Below are 22674 nucleotides of genomic sequence, written 5' to 3' on the forward strand. Positions count from 1 at the left end.
CACTCGGCAACACAAAATCTGGTGGGATCGCGTGACATTCCCCACCAGAAAACGTATAAGTTACCAAAATAATATAGGTACTAACGGCATGTCCGAAGACGCACAGGCACCGCAAGAATACGGCGCGGATTCCATTAAAGTTCTCAAGGGCTTGGAGGCGGTCCGCAAGCGCCCCGGTATGTATATCGGGGACACGGATGACGGTTCCGGTCTGCACCATATGGTGTATGAGGTCGTGGACAACGGAATTGACGAAGCTCTGGCAGGTCACGCAGACCATGTGACGGTGAAAATTCACGCCGATTCCAGTGTCTCGGTCAGCGACAATGGTCGTGGAATTCCGGTGGATATTCACCCCGAAGAAGGCGTGTCAGCCGCCGAGGTCATCATGACCCAGCTACACGCGGGCGGTAAGTTCGACAGCAACTCGTACAAGGTGTCGGGCGGTCTGCACGGCGTGGGTGTTTCGGTTGTGAACGCCTTGTCCGACTGGCTGGAGCTGCGCATCTGGCGTAACGGTAAAGAACACGTGGCGCGGTTTGAAGGCGGCGAGACGGCGGAACACCTGAAGGTCGTTGGCGAATGTGGCGACCGGACGGGAACCGAGGTGCGGTTTCTGGCCTCGACCAATACATTCTCGAACCTCGAATATTCATTTGAGACGCTTGAAAAGCGCCTGCGCGAGCTGGCCTTCTTGAATTCCGGTGTGCGGATTATCCTGATCGACGAACGCCCCGCTGAAAGGCTTGAGACCGAGCTGTTCTATGAGGGCGGCGTTAAAGAGTTCGTCAAATATCTCGATCGGTCCAAGACACCTGCGATGCCCGAGCCGATCTATATCACGGGCGAGCGCGACGATATCGGGGTCGAGATCGCGATGTGGTGGAATGACAGCTATCACGAGACGGTGCTGCCTTTTACCAACAACATCCCGCAGCGCGATGGCGGGACGCATGTGGCCGGTTTCAGGGGCGCCCTGACCCGGACGATCAACAACTATGCGCAGTCCAGCGGGATCGCGAAGAAGGAAAAGGTCAGCTTTACCGGTGATGACGCGCGCGAAGGTCTGACCTGTGTGCTGTCGGTGAAAGTGCCGGACCCGAAATTCTCATCCCAGACCAAGGATAAACTGGTCAGCTCCGAGGTGCGCCCGGCAGTCGAAGGTCTGATGAATGAAAAGCTGGCCGAGTGGTTCGAGGAAAACCCGAATGAGGCCAAGGGGATTGTCGGCAAGATCATCGAGGCGGCGCTGGCCCGTGAAGCTGCGCGCAAGGCGCGCGAACTGACCCGCCGTAAAACGGCGATGGATGTGAACTATCTGGCCGGGAAGTTGAAGGACTGTTCTGAAAAAGACCCGTCCAAGACCGAAGTCTTTCTGGTTGAGGGTGACTCGGCCGGTGGTTCAGCCCAGACGGGCCGGGACCGTTTGACACAGGCTGTGCTGCCCCTGCGCGGGAAAATCCTGAACGTGGAACGTGCGCGGTTTGACCGGATGTTGTCATCTCAGGAAATCGGCAATCTGGTCATGGCGCTGGGCACCGGTATTGGCCGCGATGAGTTCAACATCGAAAAGCTGCGCTACCACAAGATTGTCATCATGACCGATGCGGATGTGGACGGCGCGCATATTCGGACGCTGTTGCTGACCTTCTTCTACCGGCAAATGCCCGAGCTGATCGAGGGTGGATACCTTTATATCGCGCAGCCGCCGCTTTATAAGGTTTCGCGTGGCAAGTCAGAGGTTTACCTGAAAGATCAGGCCGCTCTGGACGATTACCTGATCAATCAGGGCGTCGAGGGCGCGGTGCTGAAACTTGGCTCGGGCGAGGAGATTGTCGGGCAGGACTTGACCCGCGTTGTGGACGAAGCGCGTCAGTTGAAACGTGTACTGGACGCCTTTCCGACGCACTATCCACGTCACATTCTGGAACAGGCCGCCGTCGCCGGAGCCTTTGTTCCCGGCGCGGTGGATGCTGACCTGCAGGGTGTGGCCGACAAAGTTGCGGTCCGTCTGGACCTGATCGCGCTGGAATACGAACGTGGCTGGCAGGGCCGTATCACCCAGGATCACGGCATCCGTCTGGCCCGCATCCTGCGCGGCGTTGAGGAGGTGCGTACGCTGGACGGCCCGATGCTGCGCTCGGGCGAGGCGCGCAAGACCGGCAGCTTTACCCAAAGCCTGCAAGAGGTTTACAACACCCCGGCCACTCTGATCCGCCGCGATCGGATGCAAGCCATCCACGGCCCGCTGGACCTGCTGCGCGCCATTCTGGAAGAAGGCGAAAAGGGTCTGTCGCTACAACGCTACAAGGGTCTGGGTGAGATGAACCCCGATCAGCTATGGGAAACCACGCTGGACCCGGATGCCCGCACGCTGTTGCAGGTGCGCGTGGATGACATGGTCGAGGCCGACGACCTGTTTACCAAGCTGATGGGCGATGTGGTGGAGCCCCGCCGTGAGTTCATCCAGAAAAACGCACTGAGCGTTGAGAACTTGGATTTCTGATCTGATGTAGGGACGCGCACAAACCTTCATGCACCCCATAAGTTTGCAAGATTTGCCCATAAGTTTGCATTGTTTCGCGATAATGGTGCAGAGAAGAGCAAGTAAATCGCCTTATGCGGGTGCCGATGGATATATTTCAGTTTCTCAAGGATTGAACACCTGATCGCGATGCCAGATCAGGTTCTCCTTGTGCCCAGCAGTTAGACCAGAGATCCGCTTGGAATGTCCGGACAACGAGCTCATTGCCGGCGCGGACAGTTTACTCGAAAACCAAGGTGTCCCGTCGTCTTTGAAAGTCACCAGACCCTTGTCGAATGCTGCGTCCCATAATGCTGACAGCAAAATTCCGTTGTGGACGTCCAACCGTTCAGCATCAGTTTCGCAGTCTTTCCATGGCTTAATGTGTGAAGCTCTAAGGAGCTCAGTGTCACAAATGTCCGAAATCGGGCAGCGACCCTGCCAATAGGAGATCAAACGATTTCTGAAAATATCCTGACCAATGCGCTGCTTGACCAACCGCTCTGCTTCGGTTTTCTCCGGCAAACCATCGGTTGCAGCCTGAAACTCCTCCAGAGGGCCGTCTGGTAGGCTCACGGACAGCTCGTAGATGCGTGTTAGCACCGGATACAGCTCAGACATCTGTGCGGCGCTGTAGGCGGCGATTCCGGGGTGTGTGACGTAAGCTTTTGGAAACGGAAGCTCCGCGGCAACACCTGGGTGGTCGATTGCGACATACCAAGATCCGTTAATACTGTCCGACGCCAGAAAAATAGTTCCTTTCGCCGTTGTCGATCTGAAAGCCGCCCACCCATCTTCTTGGCCGAGTTTCTTGCGGAAGCCGTTCTGCCACGCCGCTTGTTCGCTGGCGGAATAAGTTACAAAGGATTGGGGAAACTCAATTGCCATAACTATTCTTCACCAGTAACGCCGTGGAGGGTGGCGCTGCAACAATCCGGCCAGTTCGCGGTACTCGCGCAGAAACCAGTCACGGTCTTCTTCCCAATCTGCGACAGCAAACCTTTGGTTGTTTCGACCGCGCCGCAAGTCTGCCAGCATCTTTAAATGCTTCTCGATTGATCGGAACCGCTGGTACGTCGCGGGTGCGCCCCATCCCTGGTATTTAGGATCAAGGTCCGATGGGATCTCGATCCGGAAACAGACATCCAGCCGCCTTTGCCTTTCACGACTGGCGAGACCTCGGGTCTTTCCGACCCTGTATCCGACATAGGCCAAGGGCGAGCGGTCTTCACCGACGAACGAGCCATCCAGAAAGGCGCGCATATCTCGCTTGATATCCGGGGGGATTGGCCGTTCGACCAGCGCATCATGTTTCTTTTGGGCCTTGTCGCGCTCTGCACGCGCGCGGGCTTCGGCCTCGGCTTCTTTGCGTTGCGCTTCCTCCTCGCGCCGTTCCCGTTCGACCTTTCTTTCGGCATAGAACCGCAGGATCGGTGAAAGGCCTGGCACATTGCTCTGCCCGATGAAGCGTCCTGCGCGATCAAACGAGATATTGGTGTCCCAACCGACCAGGCGCCCCCCACGGAGGATTAGCGCCAGTAAGAGCCAGAGCAAAAAGACCAACAAAGCGAGGACGAACAACGCGGCCAGCAAGAATTCCATCCTCTAAATCCCCATCGCGTTGAAATCGCCGTTGGCCTCGATCCGGCCCCAGGCTTCTAGCACCAGGCGGCTGGTGCGGTATTTGCCGTGTTGCCGGATTTTCTTTTCCTCAAAAAGCAAAACGCGAAAAGTCTCTGGGGGGTTATCCATGTGGGACGGGTGAGGGTAATTGCGTTGGTTGCAGTAGAGTAACTGCAAGCCGAATTCGTCTGTAACCACGGATTTGAGCGGATCAATTTCCGTTCTAGAAACCAGAAGCACCTTCACTGGAAGTCTAGGTTTCATGTACTCAATACATTCTCAACAAGTTGATCCAGAGATGCTTTGCAATCCTCACCACTGTTTAATCGATCATAGGCGCGTACCACGTCAACATGATGTTTGTTGTCGGGATCAAACTTCGGAACGGGCCAATCCCGAATCTGTGGACTCTGGTATTGAAGATAGCCCCCGCTCATCGCCAGAGCGCCAAACAGCTGGCGATAAACCCAGGATCCAACATCTGAGTTGACGTATGAAGTAAGGAATTTTCCCTCATCTTCACTTACGAAGGCGAAATTGATGTTGAGACCCGCGTATTCACCGAATTCGTCGAAGAAGGCTTCTGTCATATTTCCGATCTTGGCAAAAACGATCTTCGGACTACTGTACTGAGACTTTCTTCTATCTGAAATAATCATACTGGATTTAGGAAAAACTGGGTGCAAGAATTCTTTCTTAGCGTGCCTCATTGCACGGGTTCCCCAAAGAGGCTCAAAAGGATCGATTGTGCCAGTATTTACGACCTTCCAGTAATCGCTATCAACTTCGCCCAGTTCAAATAGATTACTAGTGTATTCATCGGCCTCCGCAGCCGTGGTCGATGCATTCACCTCCGCGACTTTGGAAAAAGGAACGCACTTCTCAATAATCGAGAACAGCCGGTCTATTTCATCTGAGAGCAACGGACCAAGGTTATGACTCGGAAGCGAATTTGCGAGCTTTGCCTGTACCTCAAATCTCTGCACCTCGCCGTCGATGTGCCGACGTATGGCGATTGTGCGATCTGTCGCGACTTCGCTTCGTTTTAGTGTGGTTACTACCGGATACACGCTTGCGTCTGAAAAATGCGTACCTCTTGAGAAATCGTCCACAGAGCAAAGAAGGTTTGCGGTAGAAATATACTTTCTGAGGGCCTCACCATATGGAGCGGACAAAAACTTATTTGGTGTCAGAAGGCAAGAAACACCGCCTGGTGCCAGCTTTGTTCCTCTCTCAATAAAGGGAACATAAATGTCGAACGCCCCTTTTGCGCTGACAAAATGCTCTTGAACGAAGATACGGCTACGTGGGTCTTCTGTTTTTTTTTGTTCGATAGCACTTAAGTATGGGGGGTTGCCGAAGACGACATCGAAACCGCCACGTTGCATTACGTCTGGGAATTCCAGTGGCCAATGAAATGCCTTTGCTCGTCGCGCAGCTTTCGGCGCATCCACCAGTGACTGACGCTCCTTACCCTGATTCAAAGCCATCCAGAGCTCTTCGGTGGTCGGCACTAAGCGGGTCGACGCCCCCGCCGGGGCGCCGCCCACCTTGGGCAGCAGGAACGCTGCAACATACATGTCCGACGCCGCCTTGGCGCGGATGAAGGTCTGCCCTTTGCGCAGCTGCTTGAATCGTTTGGCCTTTGCGCCAATCTGTTCGACGGTATCTTCTGGCAGGTCACGGAAACCGGAGAAATCCAATGCCAGTGGCTTAACTTCAGGCATTGCGAACGTTCCGGTCCCAAAATCGAAACCGCTCGCCCCCGCTTTTGTATCGCGATTGGCCTTTAAGTAACTCTTTGCTGTATCCTTGTCGTCGCTGGCCAGTGGTTTGTAAGCAGCATCGGGGATGCCGTCCTCCAGGACCTTCAGGTCGAGTATCCCGAGCAGCGCATCGCCACAGCGGATCTGCGCGTCGAAGAAGCCGAGGGGAAGGCCCGGGTCCACCGTCTCGATCCAGAGCGCGACCTTTGTCAGCTCCACCGCCATCGGGTTGCGGTCCACCCCGTGGATGCAACAACGCGCGACATCGCGCAGCGCATGGCGGAAATCAGCGAGTGAGGGCGTGCCCTCGGCCCGGATGCGCGCCAGCCGCGTGGCGATGCGGCGGGCGGCGGCCAGCAGGAAGTGGCCCGAGCCACAGGCGGGGTCAATGACCGAAAGCTTCAGCAGCGCTTTGGCTGGGTCGTCCGCTTCGGCCTCTGTCATGTCGAGCACGGGATCGAGCGCGGTGTCCAGGAGCGCCTGAACGAGGCTGTCAGGCGTGTAGTAGGAGCCGGTGGTCTTGCGCTGGTTGCCCTTCTGTTCGGCGGCTTCCGACGCAAAACGCAGCTCTCTGCCGTCATCGGATAATTGAGGCTGGAGTTCCAAGAGAGACTCGTAAACGGACCCCAGTTCTTCGGTCTCCATAGCACGCCAGTTCACTGGTACTATGCCGGATTTATCGCTGAGCCACGCAAGTCGGTACAGAGCTTCCATAAAGGCCTTGTTGCAGAGTTTCGCGGTGTCGAGGCGAGAAATCTTATTCTGTGCGAACAGGCCACCTAGTGCTGGTAGAGCCAGCTTGGGCTCACCTTGCGTCAAGGCGCCGAAAACCACCTTGAGACCTTCGTAGCGGTCGTGATGCCGATCCCAACTGGAACGTCGAACGCACTGTGACCGCAGATGTCCCAGGCTATAGCCGTCCACGTAGAGTTTACGTGCGTCCTTCTTGGCATCGGGCGCATGAAGCAAGCTGCGGTCTTCAGCCACCATCAGGAAAATAAGCCGATAAACCAGTCGGAGCAGTTCGTTGAACCAGTCGGTCAGAGGCACCTCGCCGGATTTCAGCTGGTTCTGGAGATCCGGGTTTGCTTCCAGAAACCCTGACCCTAGTGATTTCAGAGCCAACTGAACTTGGTCCGCCAATCGGTCTCGAGCAGCTTCACCCTCTTTTGACCCGGCTTCGCGCCACCGCTCCAATGCGCAATCCGTCGCCGGGGTCTCAGCTTTACCAAAGCGGGATCTATGGATGAGCAGCCAGAGTACCGCGAAGGAGGCTATGTCCTCGTTTGAAAAGATCTGCTCCAGATTTGCTTCTACGTAAGCAGGACGAGTCAGAGAAGCATTGTCGCGCATAAGCCTTAGCGACTTACCGTTCGTGACGAGACCCCAAAGGGCGTCTTCATGTTGGTTAAGGTAGTCTTGCAGCGCAAACGCAGGTGAGAGAGACCGTTCGACTGAAAGCGTCGGGCTCCGCTTATCGAGTTCTTCTTCTGGCGGAACGATCACGACTGGAGCGCGCCCTCCAGCGATCTGCGAAACTGGCGCCAGCGCCGCAGCCATGTCGTCAAATCCGAAGGCTTCTTTCAACAAACCCTGCACAAACCGACGCGTTGCTTCAGTTGATGGAGTTTCAGATTTTTGGAAATCGTCGAAATGCGATTGCCCCACTCGGAAAGCCAATGAAATCTCTTCCCGAATGCTCAGACCTTTTCTGACGCCATAGTCTTCTTCGGCTTGCTCAGAGGCTCCGCGCTGGTCGACCTTGGCGACCATTGCTGGTGCAATGATGTTGCCTTCCAGAGTGAGGGATGGCCAAGACGAAAGATCAACAACCTGTTTTCTAGCCATTATTCTTCCTCGCTTGGCATCAAAACAAACAGTCCGATGACATCAGGCGGGAGCAGCGGCTCCACTGTAACTTTCGATCCGGAACCGGTTGCAGCACGGATTCTTGCATGGTCGCCGACAAGCTCATCTGCGCGCTCGGCAACGTATTTCGCGATTGGACCCTCTAGCAATCCGGGCAGTTGCGCTTGTGCCTGTTTGACGAATCTCTCACGCGCAACCGGGGCAAGGTTTCCGGAAGCTGTTGCGCTCAAAAGCTGGCGCGCATCATCCCCGCTGCAAACCAACTGTTCGCCTTCTAGGGCCACCAGGGCGGCCTCTTCGGCAAGCAGTAACCGCTCTCTTCGTGCGTGAACCCGAAGTTTGTAGCGAATTCTCAATAAGGCGAGTCTTGTGACCTTTTCGACCTTGTTAGTAGGCCAAGCGCCCAGTCTGCCAATGCCGAGGTCGTGCAATGAGGCTGGATCCAGTGACGCCTCGACCAATGTTTCCGCAAGCGTTGCAGTAAGCGGGTGCGTTCGCGTCAATAGAGCTGTACCAGATGGAGCCGGTTCAGACAGGGCCAGCTTTATTGTTCCAGTCAGAGCCTTTTGTTCCAAACGCTCCTTCAGTGGAAGATCAAGCGCATGAACGTGAGCGCGTACGAGCGATTTCTTTTCTTCGAGCGGTACACCAAACCGAGACATGGAGCGTTCGAGAAAGGTTTTCGCGTCTTCTGGAGATCCAAGCAGGTTTGCGACTTTTTCCCATTCCGGAGCCACTTCGTTTGGTTTCATTGCATTTTGGGCGAAGCGTGCACGTGACGCCTTTTCTTTCTCGGACGCATCTCTCCAAACTGCTTCCATTATTTGGGTTCCGTCATCGAGGCGCAGATCAAAAGCTAGTTGTCGGGTTCCACCCTTTTTGAGCATCATCGCGGCCATGAGCGCGTCGGTAACGGGAGCCCGGTCGTCGGGCAGTGGAACAGTTACCCCGGTCGCTTTACGGATATCTTCCGCTTTTCGGAGAATTACGTCTAGCACGGCGCCATCAATGGCGCTGTCGGGAGAGAACATCATGATGGACCGCACCAATTCGGCCGGCTGGCCAAAACGATCTACACGACCTTCTCGTTGTTGATGTCGAGTTGGGTTCCAACTGAGATCGTAGTGAACAACCGCATCAAAAATTTGCTGGAGGTTGATCCCCTCAGAGAGGCAGTCCGTCGCAACTAGAATGCGTTGAGGTGGATTTTCCTCGTCATCGTCAGGGGCCATGTCTGCAACCCGATCACGCCGTTCATCAGGGGTCAGCACTCCGGTGACAGCCTCAACCGTCAATTTGGGGAAGGCTTTTCTCAATCCATCCCTGACATGTTCCGCCGTTGCCAGGTATCGACAGAACACAACTGGATTGGCTCCATCCTTTATCATCGGTTTCAGAATGCCAATTAGCGCTTCTAGCTTTGGGTCTTTGGCCGCCACCAAGTCTTCCGCGCTCTGAATGAGATCGGCTAATGCTTCATCCACGGAGAAAGATGCGCTGGGCTCAACATCCACCGCGTCTTCATCATCGCCGTCCTCATCAAAAACCTGTGGTTCCAACCGATCTGCCTCGGTGGACATCCGGTTTCTCAGAGCGCTTAATGCCGCCGCTGGAGACGAGCCGACACAACGCATCAGCGCAAGCGTGCCCCAAAATGCCAATCGCCTGTCTCGTTGGGCTTCTCCAGCTCTTTCGACAACACCGAGGCAATAGTCCAAGACCTGTTCTTGGAAGTCCAAATGCTCTTGGGTCAGCCGATAGGGTGCTTCCGTCGTTTCATGTTTTGGAAACGCGCGATCTTCTCCCCAGTCCTTTGAAACAAGATCGATTCTGCGGCGTTGAACAAAGTGGCGTGCCAGTCTTTCACGATATCGAGCATCATCAAATGCCAACGAGGCAAAGGCAGGATCGATGAGTGAAAGCAACCGTGAGAACGCTTCCTCGTCTCCCGAATGCGGGGTTGCAGTCAGCATAATGATCCGTCGCTCAGGATCCTTTGCGAGACCAGACAATAGTTCAAAGCGCTGCTGCTTGCCTTTGTGCGTCCCAACACATGCGTGCGCTTCATCAACAATCACGAAATCCGGGCAAGCCTTGGCAAATCCGTCTCGGCGTTTGTCGGCTTTGATATAGTCCAAGCTGACGACCGTGAACGGATATGCGTCGAAGAGAGATTGCGCTAGCGGCAGACCACGTTCAAGCCGCGCGGCAGAGCTAGATGTGACGGCGACGGCTTCGATCCCAAACCTGGAGTTCAATTCCATGATCCATTGATCAACTAGATGGGGAGGGCATAGGACCGAAAAAGTGTCAACTTCTCCACGATCCATCAGTTCCCGAAGAATAAGTCCGGCTTCGACCGTCTTTCCGATACCAACATCATCAGCAATCAATAGCCTTGGCACTGGCATGCGCATTGCCATGAGCAGAGGAACTAGCTGATAAATCCGGGGTTCGAAGGCGAGATTTGCCGCTGAACGAAAGGGTCCAGCGCCGCGCCTCAGAGTAAGCCGAAGTGCGTCCGACAACAGAGCGGCTTTCGATTGTACCGTTAGAGCAGCGTCATCAGGCAAATCAAAGCGCGCGGCTTCAACGCTTTCCAACTCCAGGGTTGGATCAAGAACGACAGTATCTTTCTCGTTTCCAGTGAGTGGTCTGAGCGCGAGAAGACCTTCTTTTGGGGGAGGTAATGCGACCCATTCACGACCGCGGGCCCGTACCAAGTCTCCGGGTGAGAATGCTTCAGTCATGATATGCTCCGCCAAGTAATTCGATCAGTTCCGCGGGAACACCTTCATTCGGCTCAGCAGGCAGTGACACAATTGTCCAACCTTTCTCGGCGGCAATATCATTTGCTTGCTCTGAAGCTTGCCCGATTGCTGCTGCAACGTAGTGATCCCGCCAGGCGAATTGCACCTGCTGCTCGCCAAACATGATCGGTTTTGCATCTGGAGATGGCAATTCTGCTTGAGTAAATGCACTAATCCAAGCTTCGGCAGAAGAATTTGTCTCTGAAGCCGTGGAAGTGGTCAGTTCACCCCTAGCAAGGTCCACCAAGAGTTGCTTGGCCTCGTCGCTTACTCTGTCAATCAACTCATGATCTGGCTGGTTAAAGTAAGACAGCAAGCATCGGTAACAGCCGCGGACACATGCATCTTCTGCATCTTTTAGTAACGATGCGTCACCGTCCGCGACAGCCGCATCTACTTCCTTGAAGTGCATCAGATTCAGAGCTGCTAGCGCAACTCGGCGCAGCGCGTTCTCGTCTTCAACAAGGCGGCTTAGGACACCGGCGCCCCCTTCTGTTGCTTCATACGCCAGAATCGTGCGCCGATCATCGCGTTTTGGTAACGGCTCACCAAGTATCTCCCCTTCTTCAAGCTGAAACACGACTTCGATGCCTCGCATTAGTGCATGTTGAACGGTCGCCAAGGTCTCTGGTTCATAGAGATCTGGGCGATGAAACCTGAACAGGAGAGCGTTCTTATGATCGCGTACGATTGGCACGATCCGGACTGGTTGCACAGCGTCTGGTGGGGGATCTGTATCCGCATCTTCGTCTGGTGTTTTCGCCCAGTACCCCGTCCGCGGGTCGATCAGGAAGCCAAGAACAGTCTGGTCCCTACGACGTCGTAACCCTTTGTTAATTCGACTGATCTCCGCGCTGTTCGCGTATTGAAGGTCGAGCAGGCGCTTACCTCCGGCAAGGTACTGCACTTCAGTGATGTTGGATTTTCCAGCCTTTTGCGGCCATGAGAAAACGGTTTGAATTTCGAAACCTTGCCGGACACGCTCTTCGTCATTTGCGGTGATGCGCTCCGCAGGGGCCGCCTCAACGTTGTCGATTCTGAGGGTTCTCTTTACGGGCAGCTCACCAGCCATCGAGTGATCGCAGGCATGGCAACGTTCGACTTCCTCTTCATGCGAGGCGCCACAGTTAGGGCAGATCGTGATTTCTTTCGTTGCCAGTTCTTGTCCATCGGCAGTCCGTGTTTCCGGCGGCAGTTTTGCTTTCATTACCCGGAACGCGCGGCCCTCATGGTATATGAGGCTTCTTGGTCCAAACTCTGCGATTGCAAGAAATCTTGCGCGCTGTAAGTAAGCCCCGCTTTTCCCCTCACCGGGCACAAATGCATAGAGAGGAAGACGCGGGAAATTGTATCCCGGCAGGAAACCTTCCGTGGCAAGATAGCGGTAAGAATAAAAGTCGGAGCCGTTTGACGCCTTTCCTTGCTCAAGGATTGTGATTTGGTCGTTTGCTTGGGCTTGCGCGGCCCTGATTTTACGCCGGTCAGACGCGGATAAGCCAGCCTGCTGGGACTTCTTGTTGGCTTCAATCAGTTGTGTTCTCGCAGAATTGTAGAGTTCTCTCCAGCGGTTGAATGCTTTGTCGAACTCGCGCGGTGCTTCCGCTGCAACCTCTGCCACAAACTCTTCTGGGGACGTCAGCCATTTCGGCATTTCCCCACCCAGAGAATGGAGAATTTGTGCTAGCACACGACCCATCGGCACCTTGGACCGCTCCACGAGGCTTGATGCCTGAACAACGGTTAAGATCTCTGGTTTGAGTGGATAGTCTTCATTCTCAAGATCCAGGATCAGCGGAATATCCGGTGATAGTGCGAGTTTCGCTTCTGCTAACCACACAGCGTGTAGGTGGGAAGTGACCAAATCACGATTGGTGATATCGAGTGCCGGTGGTTTGACGATACCAGAGACCATGTCGTTCCGACGTTCGAAGAAGTACTGATCATGTGGTGATTGCGCTGCACAATAAGTGAAGACGACAGCTGCCTGACCTGAACGACCGGCACGTCCAGCGCGTTGTGCGTAGTTTGCAGGCGTCGGGGGTACGTTTCTCAGATAAACCGCGTTCAGTGCAGATATATCGACGCCCAACTCCATTGTAGGTGAGCAGAACATTGCTGGCAAAAACTGGACTGACTCACCGCTTTCTTTGATTTGGAGAGCATTCTCCTCGAGTTTGGCAATATCATCATCCTCAAACCGGAAACGCCATTCTCTCCATTCTCGCTGTAGCTGGGTCACCTGTGCCGTATGTTCGCGGCTCTCGAGACCCCAATAACTGCTGTGTCCGCCTTTGAGATCTGCTGCGATGCTGGTGTAAAGATCATGAAAGTAGGCGTTTCCACGGAATTGGGCGTCATTCACCGCAGCGCCAGGCACCAATCGCACAGCCGACGGTGAAAGTTGCCAACCCTGATGGTCGTCATCCAGGCTCACTGGGGTCAGCAGCCCTTCTTCGCTCAGGTACGAAAGGACTTCTTCCATCACCCTCAGGTAATCGTCCTTGCCTAGTTTGACGCCGAGCATGCTGCGCTTATTGATTAGCTTGGCAATTCTAGAGTTATGGCCAGCACGTAGAATTGTTTTTTCTTCCCTAAGGCCGATGTTGCCGCGCCTCGGAGGCTGTAAGTACAAAATTGACTGCCCTTGAAGACTTTCCTTCTGATCAATCGACCAAGGAGATCGCAGCAGGCTTCTCGAATTCTGGGCGGTCGTGTCGAGTATGGGCAGTTCGAGTGCCTCTGTCCGGACGGCCAAACCTTCGATCATGGCTTCGAGGAACGTGCGCAGAACCTCGCGTCTGTCTTGCGTAGGTAAAGCACCGAACTCCGGAAGAATTGCAGTAAAGCGTTCCTGGTCTCCTGCAATTTCATCGAGGCCAACAAAGTCCAAAGCGACGAGATTCAAGATCGACAGACTTGGATTTGTAAAACGCCAACCGCGTCGAAGATCTGTCCAAACGCGATGTGCCATGACCTTCGCGAGTGCGCGCTCTGCTTCTCCTCTGATGACCGTACCCGCCGTCGGATCCAGCATCCAGTGAACGCGTGCATCTTTGTTGTTAGCTGTGAACCCGAGAGCACGAACGACGCGCAGTCCAAACTCTTCCTCGCGCAACCCATAGGACCCTTCGTCCAACACAGACCGAAGAATTGCTCCACGCAGTAAGCTGACAAACAGGAAATCGTTGAAATGCCCAGCTTGTAGCGCTGCGTCCTGCCGATTGTCCGTAAAGCCAAGAAGCTTGCGTTTGTCTTTCGGGACATTGCTGCTTGGAGCGTTCAACCATTCAAGCGCGGTTGAGACCAGCAACGTGGTCGCAGAGCTTCTGCCTTCGCCTGAAAGGCCGGCTAATTTGCTTCTTTCGCGCATGCCAGTTGGCGGCTCATGCAGGCAGCAGGTGCAGAAACCGAATTTTCCCGGCAAGAACCAAAAGTCCATTCCGCTTGAACCTAGACGACCGTCAGCGCCAACCGTCACGGGCTGAGGGGCGCGTGCGCGTCTATAAGAACGCAATCGTTCGACACCGCGGTGCTCTTCAACCCAGGTTTCAGGATAGCTCTCGATGTCCCCAGTAAAGCGGTATTCTGCGTCGCCTTCACCAGTAGGGGTCAGGTATCCGGCAATGTCTTCTTCTTCATCGTCGTCGATAGGGGTGTCATCAATGTTTCGAGGAATGAAACTGGTTAGGCCGTCTCGTTCCACTTTTGTGACGACGTGATATTCTTGACCGCACTCGCGACAAAAGCGCGTCGGGTACATTCTGTGGCCAGGGTTGTTCGGATCCTCCAGTTGGCCATCTAAAAGAACAGTTCTCGGTTGATCGGTTAGGGTGGTGAAAAACTCGCCAGCACCGGAAACAAACCGATGCAGCTTGAATGCGAGAAATGCAGCATCACCTGATCCGCCTCTGTCCTTTTCGGGCAGACTGACGAGCGTGAGAAAGGTTTCCAACACCTGCTGACACTGATCTTCGCTCTCTCCGGAGGCTTTCTTTAACTCTTGAACAGCTTCACCAAATGGAATTGGCCGCTTGCGCTTAAGGTCTTTGCCATCGTCCAAACCGAGTGCCAGCTCACACCAAACAGCTAAAGGATGTTTCTTAAGCTGGTCGTCAGTGAGTTCTGATGGGATGCCTTGGCTTATTGTTTCTCCAAGAGCGGGGACAACATCCGCAAGCTCTAGAGAATCGTCAGTTGAACGCCGAAGCGCCTCGTCAATAACGGCGTCGGGACCGATGCTGGCACCGAACAGTCGCGAAGCAACTTGTGAGACGGCCAGAGCCCGCCCATCGTCGCTTCCTTCGCTAGCCATAGTTGCCGACGTGCCGATACAAATAGGTGCCTTTTCGCCTGCGCACCGATCTCTCAATCTCCGAACCAGAATAGCTACATCAGCACCTTGTCGTCCGCGGTAGGTGTGAAGTTCATCAAGAACGATAAACTCCAGACCCTTTGTGTTCTCAATGACACGGGTGTCCTGATCGTCTTGGCGGGTTAGCAAAAGCTCCGCCATCATGAAGTTTGTTAGCAAGATGTCGGGGGGATTGGCCGCGATGCGTTGTCGCTCCTCCTGACCTTCCTGACCGGTGTAGCGGGCGACAGTCGGTAGGAGCTCCTTAGGTAGGCCAGACTGAGAAATAAACTTTTCGATTTCTTTGATTTGGCTATTTGCGAGAGCGTTCATCGGATAGACAATGATGGCTCTTGTTCGCCGAGATTTATCCGCTTTTTTTGCCCTTACGATAGCGTCGACGATTGGAACAAAGAAGCAGAGAGACTTACCAGATCCCGTGCCTGTCGTGACGACAAAACTTTGACCTGCACGCGCTTTAGCGATGGCTTGAGCTTGATGCCGGTGGAACCGAAGTGGCTCGGCTCCGAACCGGAAAATTTCACCGGTAGCTTTATCCAAATCTCCAGTAGAAATGAGTTCGGCAGTTGTCGGGCCTTCTTCATAGCGTGGGTTCAATGACAAGAGCGGGTCCGGCCAGAAATGGCCGTCTTGATAGAGTGCTTCGACCTGCGACTTTAGATCTGTCGCACGTAAGGCGCTGAACGATTGCGAAAAGTGCGCGTAGTTCTCAATGAGACTGCTGTCGAATTCGAATGCTTTCATTTCAATTTTACTGCCTGCAAATAGCTTTATTCGGTTACCCTAAGGTCTGTAGCTCGTTCAGCTCTCTTTTCGGGCAATGTCGCAAAGCGAATACCCTTTAAGGAGAGTTTGTCGCGCAAATCATTCATCCTACGCAAGTCATATGCGCTTCCTTCGGGCACAATCATGAGAATTTCTGGCACAAGTTTTTGAATTAGTGCCAAATACCCAAGTGTTGTTATGAACTGATGCCGGTCTACCCGGTTTCGGTAAGATTTTACTTCTACCGCAACACGCTCTCCAGAACTCAGGTTCACAACAAGGTCCGGGCTTATAGGATCGATAATTCTTCCGGGTTGGATAGATACGCTGTCCGATTCAAAGAATTCAGCCCCAAAGCGATTAAGGTAGTCGTCAACAAAGTCGTAAAATCGTTGTGCTCTTTGAGGCGCGGAAAGCTCTATACTTCCGGTCGTTATGGAAGGATCGCTTTTTCTTTCTCTAAGGTCGTCGAAGATAGCCTTGAGCTCGATCTGCTTCATCTGACCTTCAAAAACTTTAGGCGTTATCTTTTTCGCTTCTGCGGCATCCAACTCTTCTATTTTCATCAAATACATAACCAGCGTCATACCCAGCCAGGCCGGTTTGGCTTCGTAAACCTCAGGATGTTTCTCTTTTAACCATCTGCTTACATAGAGTGGGTTCTTGAGGCTGTGAGGTCTTCTTCCGGTTAAATCTGAAATGTTTTTAAGGACTTCGTTGGATGTTCGAAGTCCATAGGCGCTCGGGTTGTCCATGGCGTCGGACAAAGCACCTCCAAATTCTATCCAGTTTTCTCTTTTTGCCACGCTCTCGAGGCTGTTGCCTTGTTGCACCATAAATTTATCCATTATTGGCAGTGCCAATATTATATTGATATTGGAGATGCCAATATTGTAGACATCTATTCATGAAAAAAGACCCCAAATCACACCCAACATCCCGCATCGTAAGAAAAGCGGGGCAAAAAAAGAGAGCAAATTACGTCAGCGCTCCGAAATGTGCTGGATACATCCAATTGGAGAGCACATTGGAGGCCACGACTGCTTTTGCGTTGGCGTTGGATCCGCGTGTAGCCAGTTTCCGGCCCCAACCTTGCACATATGATCTTCTATCGGGAAGGTCTTTTGCGAAAAAAGAGAATCTTATCGATGAGTTTGTCGGAAAGCGCTATCGCCCCAAGCCTTACACTCCCGACTTCCTCGTCAGAATGCGGGATGGTCGAACAGCTTTCGTTGAAACTAAAGCTGAAAGGTGGCTCAACGAGGACCTCCATCGGGATTTTTTGCCAAAGTTTTTCAAATCTGTTGGCCATCATTGGACGCTGATTACAGACGAAACGCTGACGGAAATCGTGGCTCACAACGTCCGCACGCTAAAGGCGGTTATTGATAGGCCACCAACGAAGAAAACTCTAGAAGTCCTTGCTGAAGTGCCAACCGAAAGTGTCCGTCTTGGTCAGCTGATCTCCGAGTTTGATCTTGGTTCGGACGAACTCCTTTGCGCTATCCTTTCCGGGTTTCTTGCAGTGGATCTTTTTAGTCGACGTCTTGGGCCGGCTTCGTTTGCGTCTTTGAACCCAACTCCCAAAACAAATCATCTGGAGATCATCGAGCTGTGACCCACGTTCAGCGACAGTATATTGGCTGGCATGTTCTGATCGAAGAACAGACCTTCACCGTAGTAGAAATTGGAGTGCGCGAAGGTTCAGTCTCCTTGACTGACAAGGACGGTGTTTATTCGCACATCAGCTTTGAGAGATTCAGAGAACTCATTCATTCCGAGATGGCGTTCGATCCGAACGCAGATGCCAGGTCACTGCGCCGAATGCTCAACGCTTCTGAGCAGAAAGAACTAAGCTTCAAAAAACGTGTTATCACAGCGATCAGAGTGCATAGAGGAGGTGGTCTCACTTGGCAGGCAGCCTACAATCGACTTGTACTAGACTTCTTGGATGACAAATACACGTCTTTCCGAGCCAATGGTTTTCCCTCACTAAGGACTGTTCAATCTTGGGATAAGCTGGACCGTTCAAAAGGCGATGCAGGGCTTCGACCCAAACACACGAACAAAGGCAACCGAGCGCCCAGATACGACTTCTTGTTTGAAGAAGTCACTTACGATCTGCTCGAAGAACGGTTTCTGACTTCGGATCGCATGACGGTTACGTCTCTCGCAAGGCTTGCCAAAGCAAAGTATCAGAAAAAATGTGAAGAACTGAATCTCAAGCCCGGACCATGCGGTAGCAAATGTGTAAACGCAATTATTCAGCTATTGCCACATGCAGATGTTGTGAAACTTAGGCTCGGCAGTGCGGAAGCAAGAAAACAATACTTGCTCGCGATGAATCTCCAGAAAGTTGAAGTTCCGTTCGCACGTCTCGAGGCGGACTCCACCACTTTGGACATGTGGTGCGTAGATGATGACGGAGATCCAGTAGGACGTCCAACAGTGTGTGCGGTAATCGATTGCGCAACGGGCCTCATTCTGGGCCTTCAAGTGTCTTGGGGCGCTCCATCATCCAGTCTGACCGCGAGAACCATGAAGGAGGTTTTCGTACCCAAAACGGATGCGTTCTTTGATCGCTACAAAATCCAAAACAGGTTTCAGGCCGTCGGTACGCCACAATTGACGGTATCAGACCAAGGCTCAGAAAACTCTGGCGATATTATTGGGTCAGTCCTGTCGGCCTCGGCACAAGACTGGTTGAAGTGCGTTCCAGGCCAGCCAGATAAGAAGCCATTCATTGAGAGGTTTTTCCGAGAACTAAGTCGATTTATTACCCAGTTTCAGGGGGCCTCCCAAACTTCAGAAATTGGCGCGAAAAAACGCACAAAAATCGCGGAAGCAGAAGCTGTCTATACCATTCGCGAAGTCGAAGAAATGCTTCAAAGGTGGCGTTATGACATTTACGCTCAAAAGCAAAGACGGCGAGTGCAAAACATCCTACGGACCAATGAGTCTCCTGTTGCCGCATGGAACAGACTGAGTAGACGCCACTTACTTCCCCCCGCGCCATCTGCGGTTCAAGTAAGAGAAATGTTTATGGTTGAAGAGGCAGTTCGTGTCGCCGAACGAGATGGCATCATGTTCAAGAACATTCGGTACGCCTCGTGCGAGCTGAAGAACTATCTTGAGCGCGTTGGAGTAAGAAACAAGGTTCAGATCCGGTACGACCCAAATGACATTCGAGAAATCGCTGTCTGGGACGAACTGGCTCACGAACACTTTTTTGTCCCTACAAAGAGAGAAAACTGCCCCGCGTTGTCATTTGCCCAGTTGGATGCCGCACGAAAAGCGTTGCGCACGCCTGATGTGGAGGAAATCGAAACGCAGGCAATTCTAGCCGAACTTCAAATTTACGAAGACTTCAAAGACAAGGCTGACAAACTTACGTCGAAGAAACGCCGGGCAAAGCAGATCGCAGCGACCCGCAACAAAGAGCTAATTGAACGTTCGGATCGCCTACCCGGTCAAGATCCCACCAACTCAGCCAAACGCAAACGGATCAAGCCGACAGTTAGCTTGCCCGGGAACATGCCGAAGAAATCAACCCGGAGGCACAGTTGAGTCACCAGAACTACAGTCACGTCCTGAAACAAGCCGTCTATCACGCCTTGTATCAACAAACGCGCAGTGAACTGATTGAAGCCATTAGCCTTGCACAGCGGCTCGGTGGGTCAATCGTGCCCTTCCTCGGTCCAACAAGATGCGGAAAAAGTCGGATGCTCGAGGATCTGCGGGATACTATCGGTAAGCCAACAACTGAATACCAAGGATGGGTCTATGACAGCGATTTTGTCATTGGATCCATCCCCAATAAGCCAAATGATAAAATGCTTGTTCGATCCATGCTGGCTTCGCTGGAACTGAGCGGTAAGAGAGGGTCATCTGCGTCAGAGATCGAGGCACAGCTATACAAAGAAATCACGAGCAAGGGCATTCGTGTCATTGCGATGGACGAGTGCAATCACTGCGCCGAACGTGGTGAACGGCTGTCAAAGCGGGGCGTTACCGACCATTTCAAACGCCTCGTGGACAACACAGGTGTGACGCTGGTCCTTTGCGGGCTGCCCAAGTTTCAGAGAATTTTGGATGAGAACGAACAGTGCCGTGATCGGGCAATGAAATCCACTTACATGTTGCCCTACTCCTGGTCCGTTGAAGAGGAAAAGACCAACTTCGCTGGCGCTATCGCAACGCCACTCAACAGCTTGCAAGAAGCCGGCCTAGAGTTTGACTTTGACCCTCATGACATTGTGGTGCGCCTTTACGGAGTGTCTGGCGGCCGCGTTGGGATCGTCATGCGCGTCTTGCACGGGGCAATCGCCTACATCGAGAATGACGTGTTGAGCTACGCCAGCCTCGCCAAGGCCGCGAACTCCGTTCTTCAAGCCCAACACCGTCCAGATTTTTTCTTTGAATCTGATGATATCGAAGAACTGGATTTGGTCCGTTCGTTCGTAAACGTCATGAAGGAAGCCGACCTTGAGCTTGCACCTTCCACGACGGAAGAATTTTCAGTGTTGGAACACTATTGATGCTGGCCAGAACAACAAATCCAAAACCAAATGAAAGCTTGCTCGGATTTCTTCGCCGATTGTCTGCTTTCAACGCGTTCATCGACACCGGGGATTTTTTCTCGGAGCTTGGTATCAAGTACGGGCGCCGTCTGATCGAGAGCATTGATGACTTGGAGCGCAAATGCGGATTACCTGCGGGTGAACTCGCGGCAATCGCACCGGAAGCCAAACCGAAAGACGCACGCCGCGAGTGGCAATATGACCGGCATTGGTCTGACCCAGTGTGCCCAATGTGTATCGCGGACGGTAATGTCTATCACCAAAGCTGGCGTCACGCGTTGGTAACTGCGTGCCCTGAGCACAAGTGCAGATTGGAAGACACCTGCCCGCGATGCTCAGAGTCTCTTACGCCCGTAATTGGTGGGCACGGAAAATGTTCTTGCGGAACGGATCTGTCGAGACTTCCAGTTCAGACAGCGCCGCGACATGAGGTTCTAATCTCGCAGTTGATTTCGGGCATTCCATCAAGGGAAGCCTCAGGTCTTCCGACGCAGCTAGTGTCCAGTCCTCCGGCAGATATCAACCGTTTTTTTCATTTCTTAGCCTCGTCCTTCTCAACAAATCGAACGGGTAAGGCTCTTAAAACCAAAATGCCGAAAACAGTAGAGGAGGCTGTTGTGCTGCTTGAGCCGGTTGCTTCGCTATTAGAAAACTGGCCAAAAGGTTTTGAAGATCACGTTCGCGAACGTCTGTTAAAAGCTGACCCGGCATTGAACTCCGCGCCTGCAAGATTGGGCAATTGGTATCAGCGGTTCATGCAATTCAAAGATCCTGCATATGAACCATTTCACAAGGCTTTGGGTGGAGTTGTTTCAAAAGAGTTCAGCGGAACCTATCTCGGTTCATTGCAAGTCGATGAATCAAGAGAATGGGTGTCTGCCAAGGAAGCTGCTCAAGAGATTGGGATCACGTCACAGAGACTGGTTGAGGCGGTTCAAAAGAAACAGATTGCCGGCAAACAAAACCAGAGCGGATATGGGCACACTCATACTGTTATTCCTCGGCTGGAAGTTCATAACATCCTCGCTGATCGAGAAAGATACTGCGACGGCACTACAATTCGAAACCTACTAGGAGTTTCACGGAAGCAGCTTGAGCTTTTGCGTGAAGCTGCTGTGGTCAGCGAAATTGCTTTGGAAGATCGTCCCCCGTTGATTGACGGTGGCTTTGACAAAATTGCCCTTGCAGACCGGCTGGCTCGCATCAGAACCTCCGCGGTCCAACGGGATGGTGAGACGATCAGTTTTGCGGATCTAAATCTTCGCAGAACAACGGATCGTTCGGTGCTTATCCAAATTTTTCAGCGCATCTTTGAATGTGAAATCGTGCCTGTAAACACCAATAGCGAAGTCTTGTTAGGTAAGTTCCAGTATCTGAAAAGCGATGTGGAAAGAGAGCTGAGTAAAGGGCGGTTTTCAAAAGACTGGACAGCTCAGGATGTTGCCAGGATCACTGGTTGGAAACCTCAATCAGTCGTGCACTGGTGTAGGCTTGGTCTGCTCGAAGCTCGCGAAGTTTCGCATGGTCCGAACAAGGGTTATTTGATCTCGCCGGAACAGCTAGCGCGGTTCCAATCTACTTTCGTGCCTCTCGCAGTACTTGCTGGGTCACGCCGCACAACTTCGCGCCGCTTGCTCGGCCTTCTCGCGAAAAGCCAGATCGAGACTTTTGGCGCACAAAAGGAAGCCCAAACAAGCAGAGGCCATCTAGTACGCCTGTCAGACCTCATGACTTTAGCCAATTCCGGAGGACTTCCATCTCTGGATGCCGAAAGCTGTACGGCAAGTCTGAGAAGCGATGAGGCGAAGATGTGCTCGTAGCCGAGTCCACCCCAACTAACCTCACTATCAAAAAGGAACATCTGATGAGTAAACATCTCAGACATAACGAACTCTTCACTGGAGATACGCGCAACCAAGGGTGCCAAGACCGTTTTTCTTTCACGCTTTTCAATAAATCGGAGCGTGTAGTCCTCGATGTCTTTGCCGCAAAATACTCAGGAGAGGTTATCGCGTCGATTTCTCCGTCTTCGAGCTTTCGCTCTGCTAGTTCTTTCCTGGAGAACTGTGTTCTTCCAGTTTACGCGGGTAGGAACATCAGGCTTCAGTCAATTCATACTGACCTTGGGAAGGAATTCGCGGCGCAGGAATATAGGGACTTGTTGAACCGCGAGAAGATTACTCAAGCACATGTTCTTTGGAACGGGGTCAATGAGTGTGAAGATTTTGCTGACGCGTTCCATTCGGAATTCTGCAAGATGGGTACGATCAATTCCTTTTATCGCTCCGCGATGGATCTTAAAGGAGACTTTGCTACTTGGCTCAACTTGTACAATCATCAGCTTCGGTAGCGTTCAGGGCGATGT

Annotated in this window: 13 protein-coding genes; 6 read left to right on the plus strand and 7 right to left on the minus strand. The window is 52.9% G+C overall.

The features are described 5' to 3' along the window. Positions 1 to 88 precede the first annotated feature (88 nt). On the plus strand, positions 89 to 2506 hold the full coding sequence (gene gyrB, locus ACR0B7_RS14945; protein ID WP_170576853.1) for a DNA topoisomerase (ATP-hydrolyzing) subunit B: 2418 nt from the start codon (positions 89 to 91) through the stop codon (positions 2504 to 2506). Positions 2507 to 2650: 144 nt separating this feature from the next. On the opposite strand, the gene ACR0B7_RS14950 is transcribed toward gyrB, so the two are convergent. Genes ACR0B7_RS14950 through ACR0B7_RS14980 form a run of 7 tightly spaced genes read right to left on the minus strand, consistent with a single transcriptional unit; the run spans position 2651 to position 16577 of the window. Continuing rightward, positions 2651 to 3412 (minus strand): HNH endonuclease, encoded by a 762-nt coding sequence (locus ACR0B7_RS14950; RefSeq protein WP_480681841.1) that lies wholly within the window; start codon positions 3410 to 3412, stop codon positions 2651 to 2653. A 9-nt stretch (positions 3413 to 3421) separates the two neighbouring features. After that, positions 3422 to 4126 (minus strand): hypothetical protein, encoded by a 705-nt coding sequence (locus tag ACR0B7_RS14955; RefSeq protein ID WP_480681842.1) that lies wholly within the window; start codon positions 4124 to 4126, stop codon positions 3422 to 3424. 3 nt (positions 4127 to 4129) lie between these two features. After that, positions 4130 to 4393 (minus strand): hypothetical protein, encoded by a 264-nt coding sequence (locus ACR0B7_RS14960; RefSeq protein ID WP_480681844.1) that lies wholly within the window; start codon positions 4391 to 4393, stop codon positions 4130 to 4132. Positions 4394 to 4407: 14 nt separating this feature from the next. Then, a complete protein-coding gene (locus ACR0B7_RS14965) occupies positions 4408 to 7761 on the minus strand; it encodes an Eco57I restriction-modification methylase domain-containing protein (RefSeq protein WP_480681846.1) in 3354 nt (1117 codons plus the stop codon). Then, positions 7761 to 10532, minus strand: a complete 2772-nt coding sequence (locus ACR0B7_RS14970; protein WP_480681848.1) for a helicase-related protein — start codon at positions 10530 to 10532, stop codon at positions 7761 to 7763. Before ACR0B7_RS14970 ends, ACR0B7_RS14965 begins: the two co-directional genes overlap by 1 nt. Next, the gene (locus tag ACR0B7_RS14975; protein ID WP_480681850.1) at positions 10525 to 15708 is read right to left on the minus strand and encodes a DEAD/DEAH box helicase; all 5184 of its coding nucleotides are present in this window, start codon (positions 15706 to 15708) and stop codon (positions 10525 to 10527) included. Before ACR0B7_RS14975 ends, ACR0B7_RS14970 begins: the two co-directional genes overlap by 8 nt. A gap of 26 nt (positions 15709 to 15734) precedes the next feature. Continuing rightward, a complete protein-coding gene (locus ACR0B7_RS14980) occupies positions 15735 to 16577 on the minus strand; it encodes a hypothetical protein (RefSeq protein ID WP_480681852.1) in 843 nt (280 codons plus the stop codon). A 59-nt stretch (positions 16578 to 16636) separates the two neighbouring features. Between ACR0B7_RS14980 and ACR0B7_RS14985 the strand changes: the two genes are divergently transcribed. The 5 genes from ACR0B7_RS14985 to ACR0B7_RS15005 are packed head-to-tail and all read left to right on the plus strand — an operon-like array spanning position 16637 to position 22659. Then, on the plus strand, positions 16637 to 17347 hold the full coding sequence (locus ACR0B7_RS14985; RefSeq protein WP_480602615.1) for a hypothetical protein: 711 nt from the start codon (positions 16637 to 16639) through the stop codon (positions 17345 to 17347). Next, a complete protein-coding gene (locus tag ACR0B7_RS14990; RefSeq protein ID WP_480681854.1) occupies positions 17344 to 19296 on the plus strand; it encodes a Mu transposase C-terminal domain-containing protein in 1953 nt (650 codons plus the stop codon). Before ACR0B7_RS14985 ends, ACR0B7_RS14990 begins: the two co-directional genes overlap by 4 nt. A 47-nt stretch (positions 19297 to 19343) precedes the next feature. After that, positions 19344 to 20267: a TniB family NTP-binding protein gene (locus tag ACR0B7_RS14995; RefSeq protein WP_480681941.1), complete on the plus strand. Its 924-nt coding sequence runs from the start codon at positions 19344 to 19346 to the stop codon at positions 20265 to 20267. Then, the gene (locus ACR0B7_RS15000) at positions 20267 to 22129 is read left to right on the plus strand and encodes a TniQ family protein (protein WP_480681856.1); all 1863 of its coding nucleotides are present in this window, start codon (positions 20267 to 20269) and stop codon (positions 22127 to 22129) included. The genes ACR0B7_RS14995 and ACR0B7_RS15000 overlap by 1 nt, the downstream gene beginning before the upstream one ends. A 44-nt stretch (positions 22130 to 22173) precedes the next feature. After that, on the plus strand, positions 22174 to 22659 hold the full coding sequence (locus tag ACR0B7_RS15005) for a hypothetical protein (protein ID WP_480681858.1): 486 nt from the start codon (positions 22174 to 22176) through the stop codon (positions 22657 to 22659). Positions 22660 to 22674: the final 15 nt, after the last annotated feature.

Source organism: Ruegeria sp. BB6 (assembly GCF_056539385.1).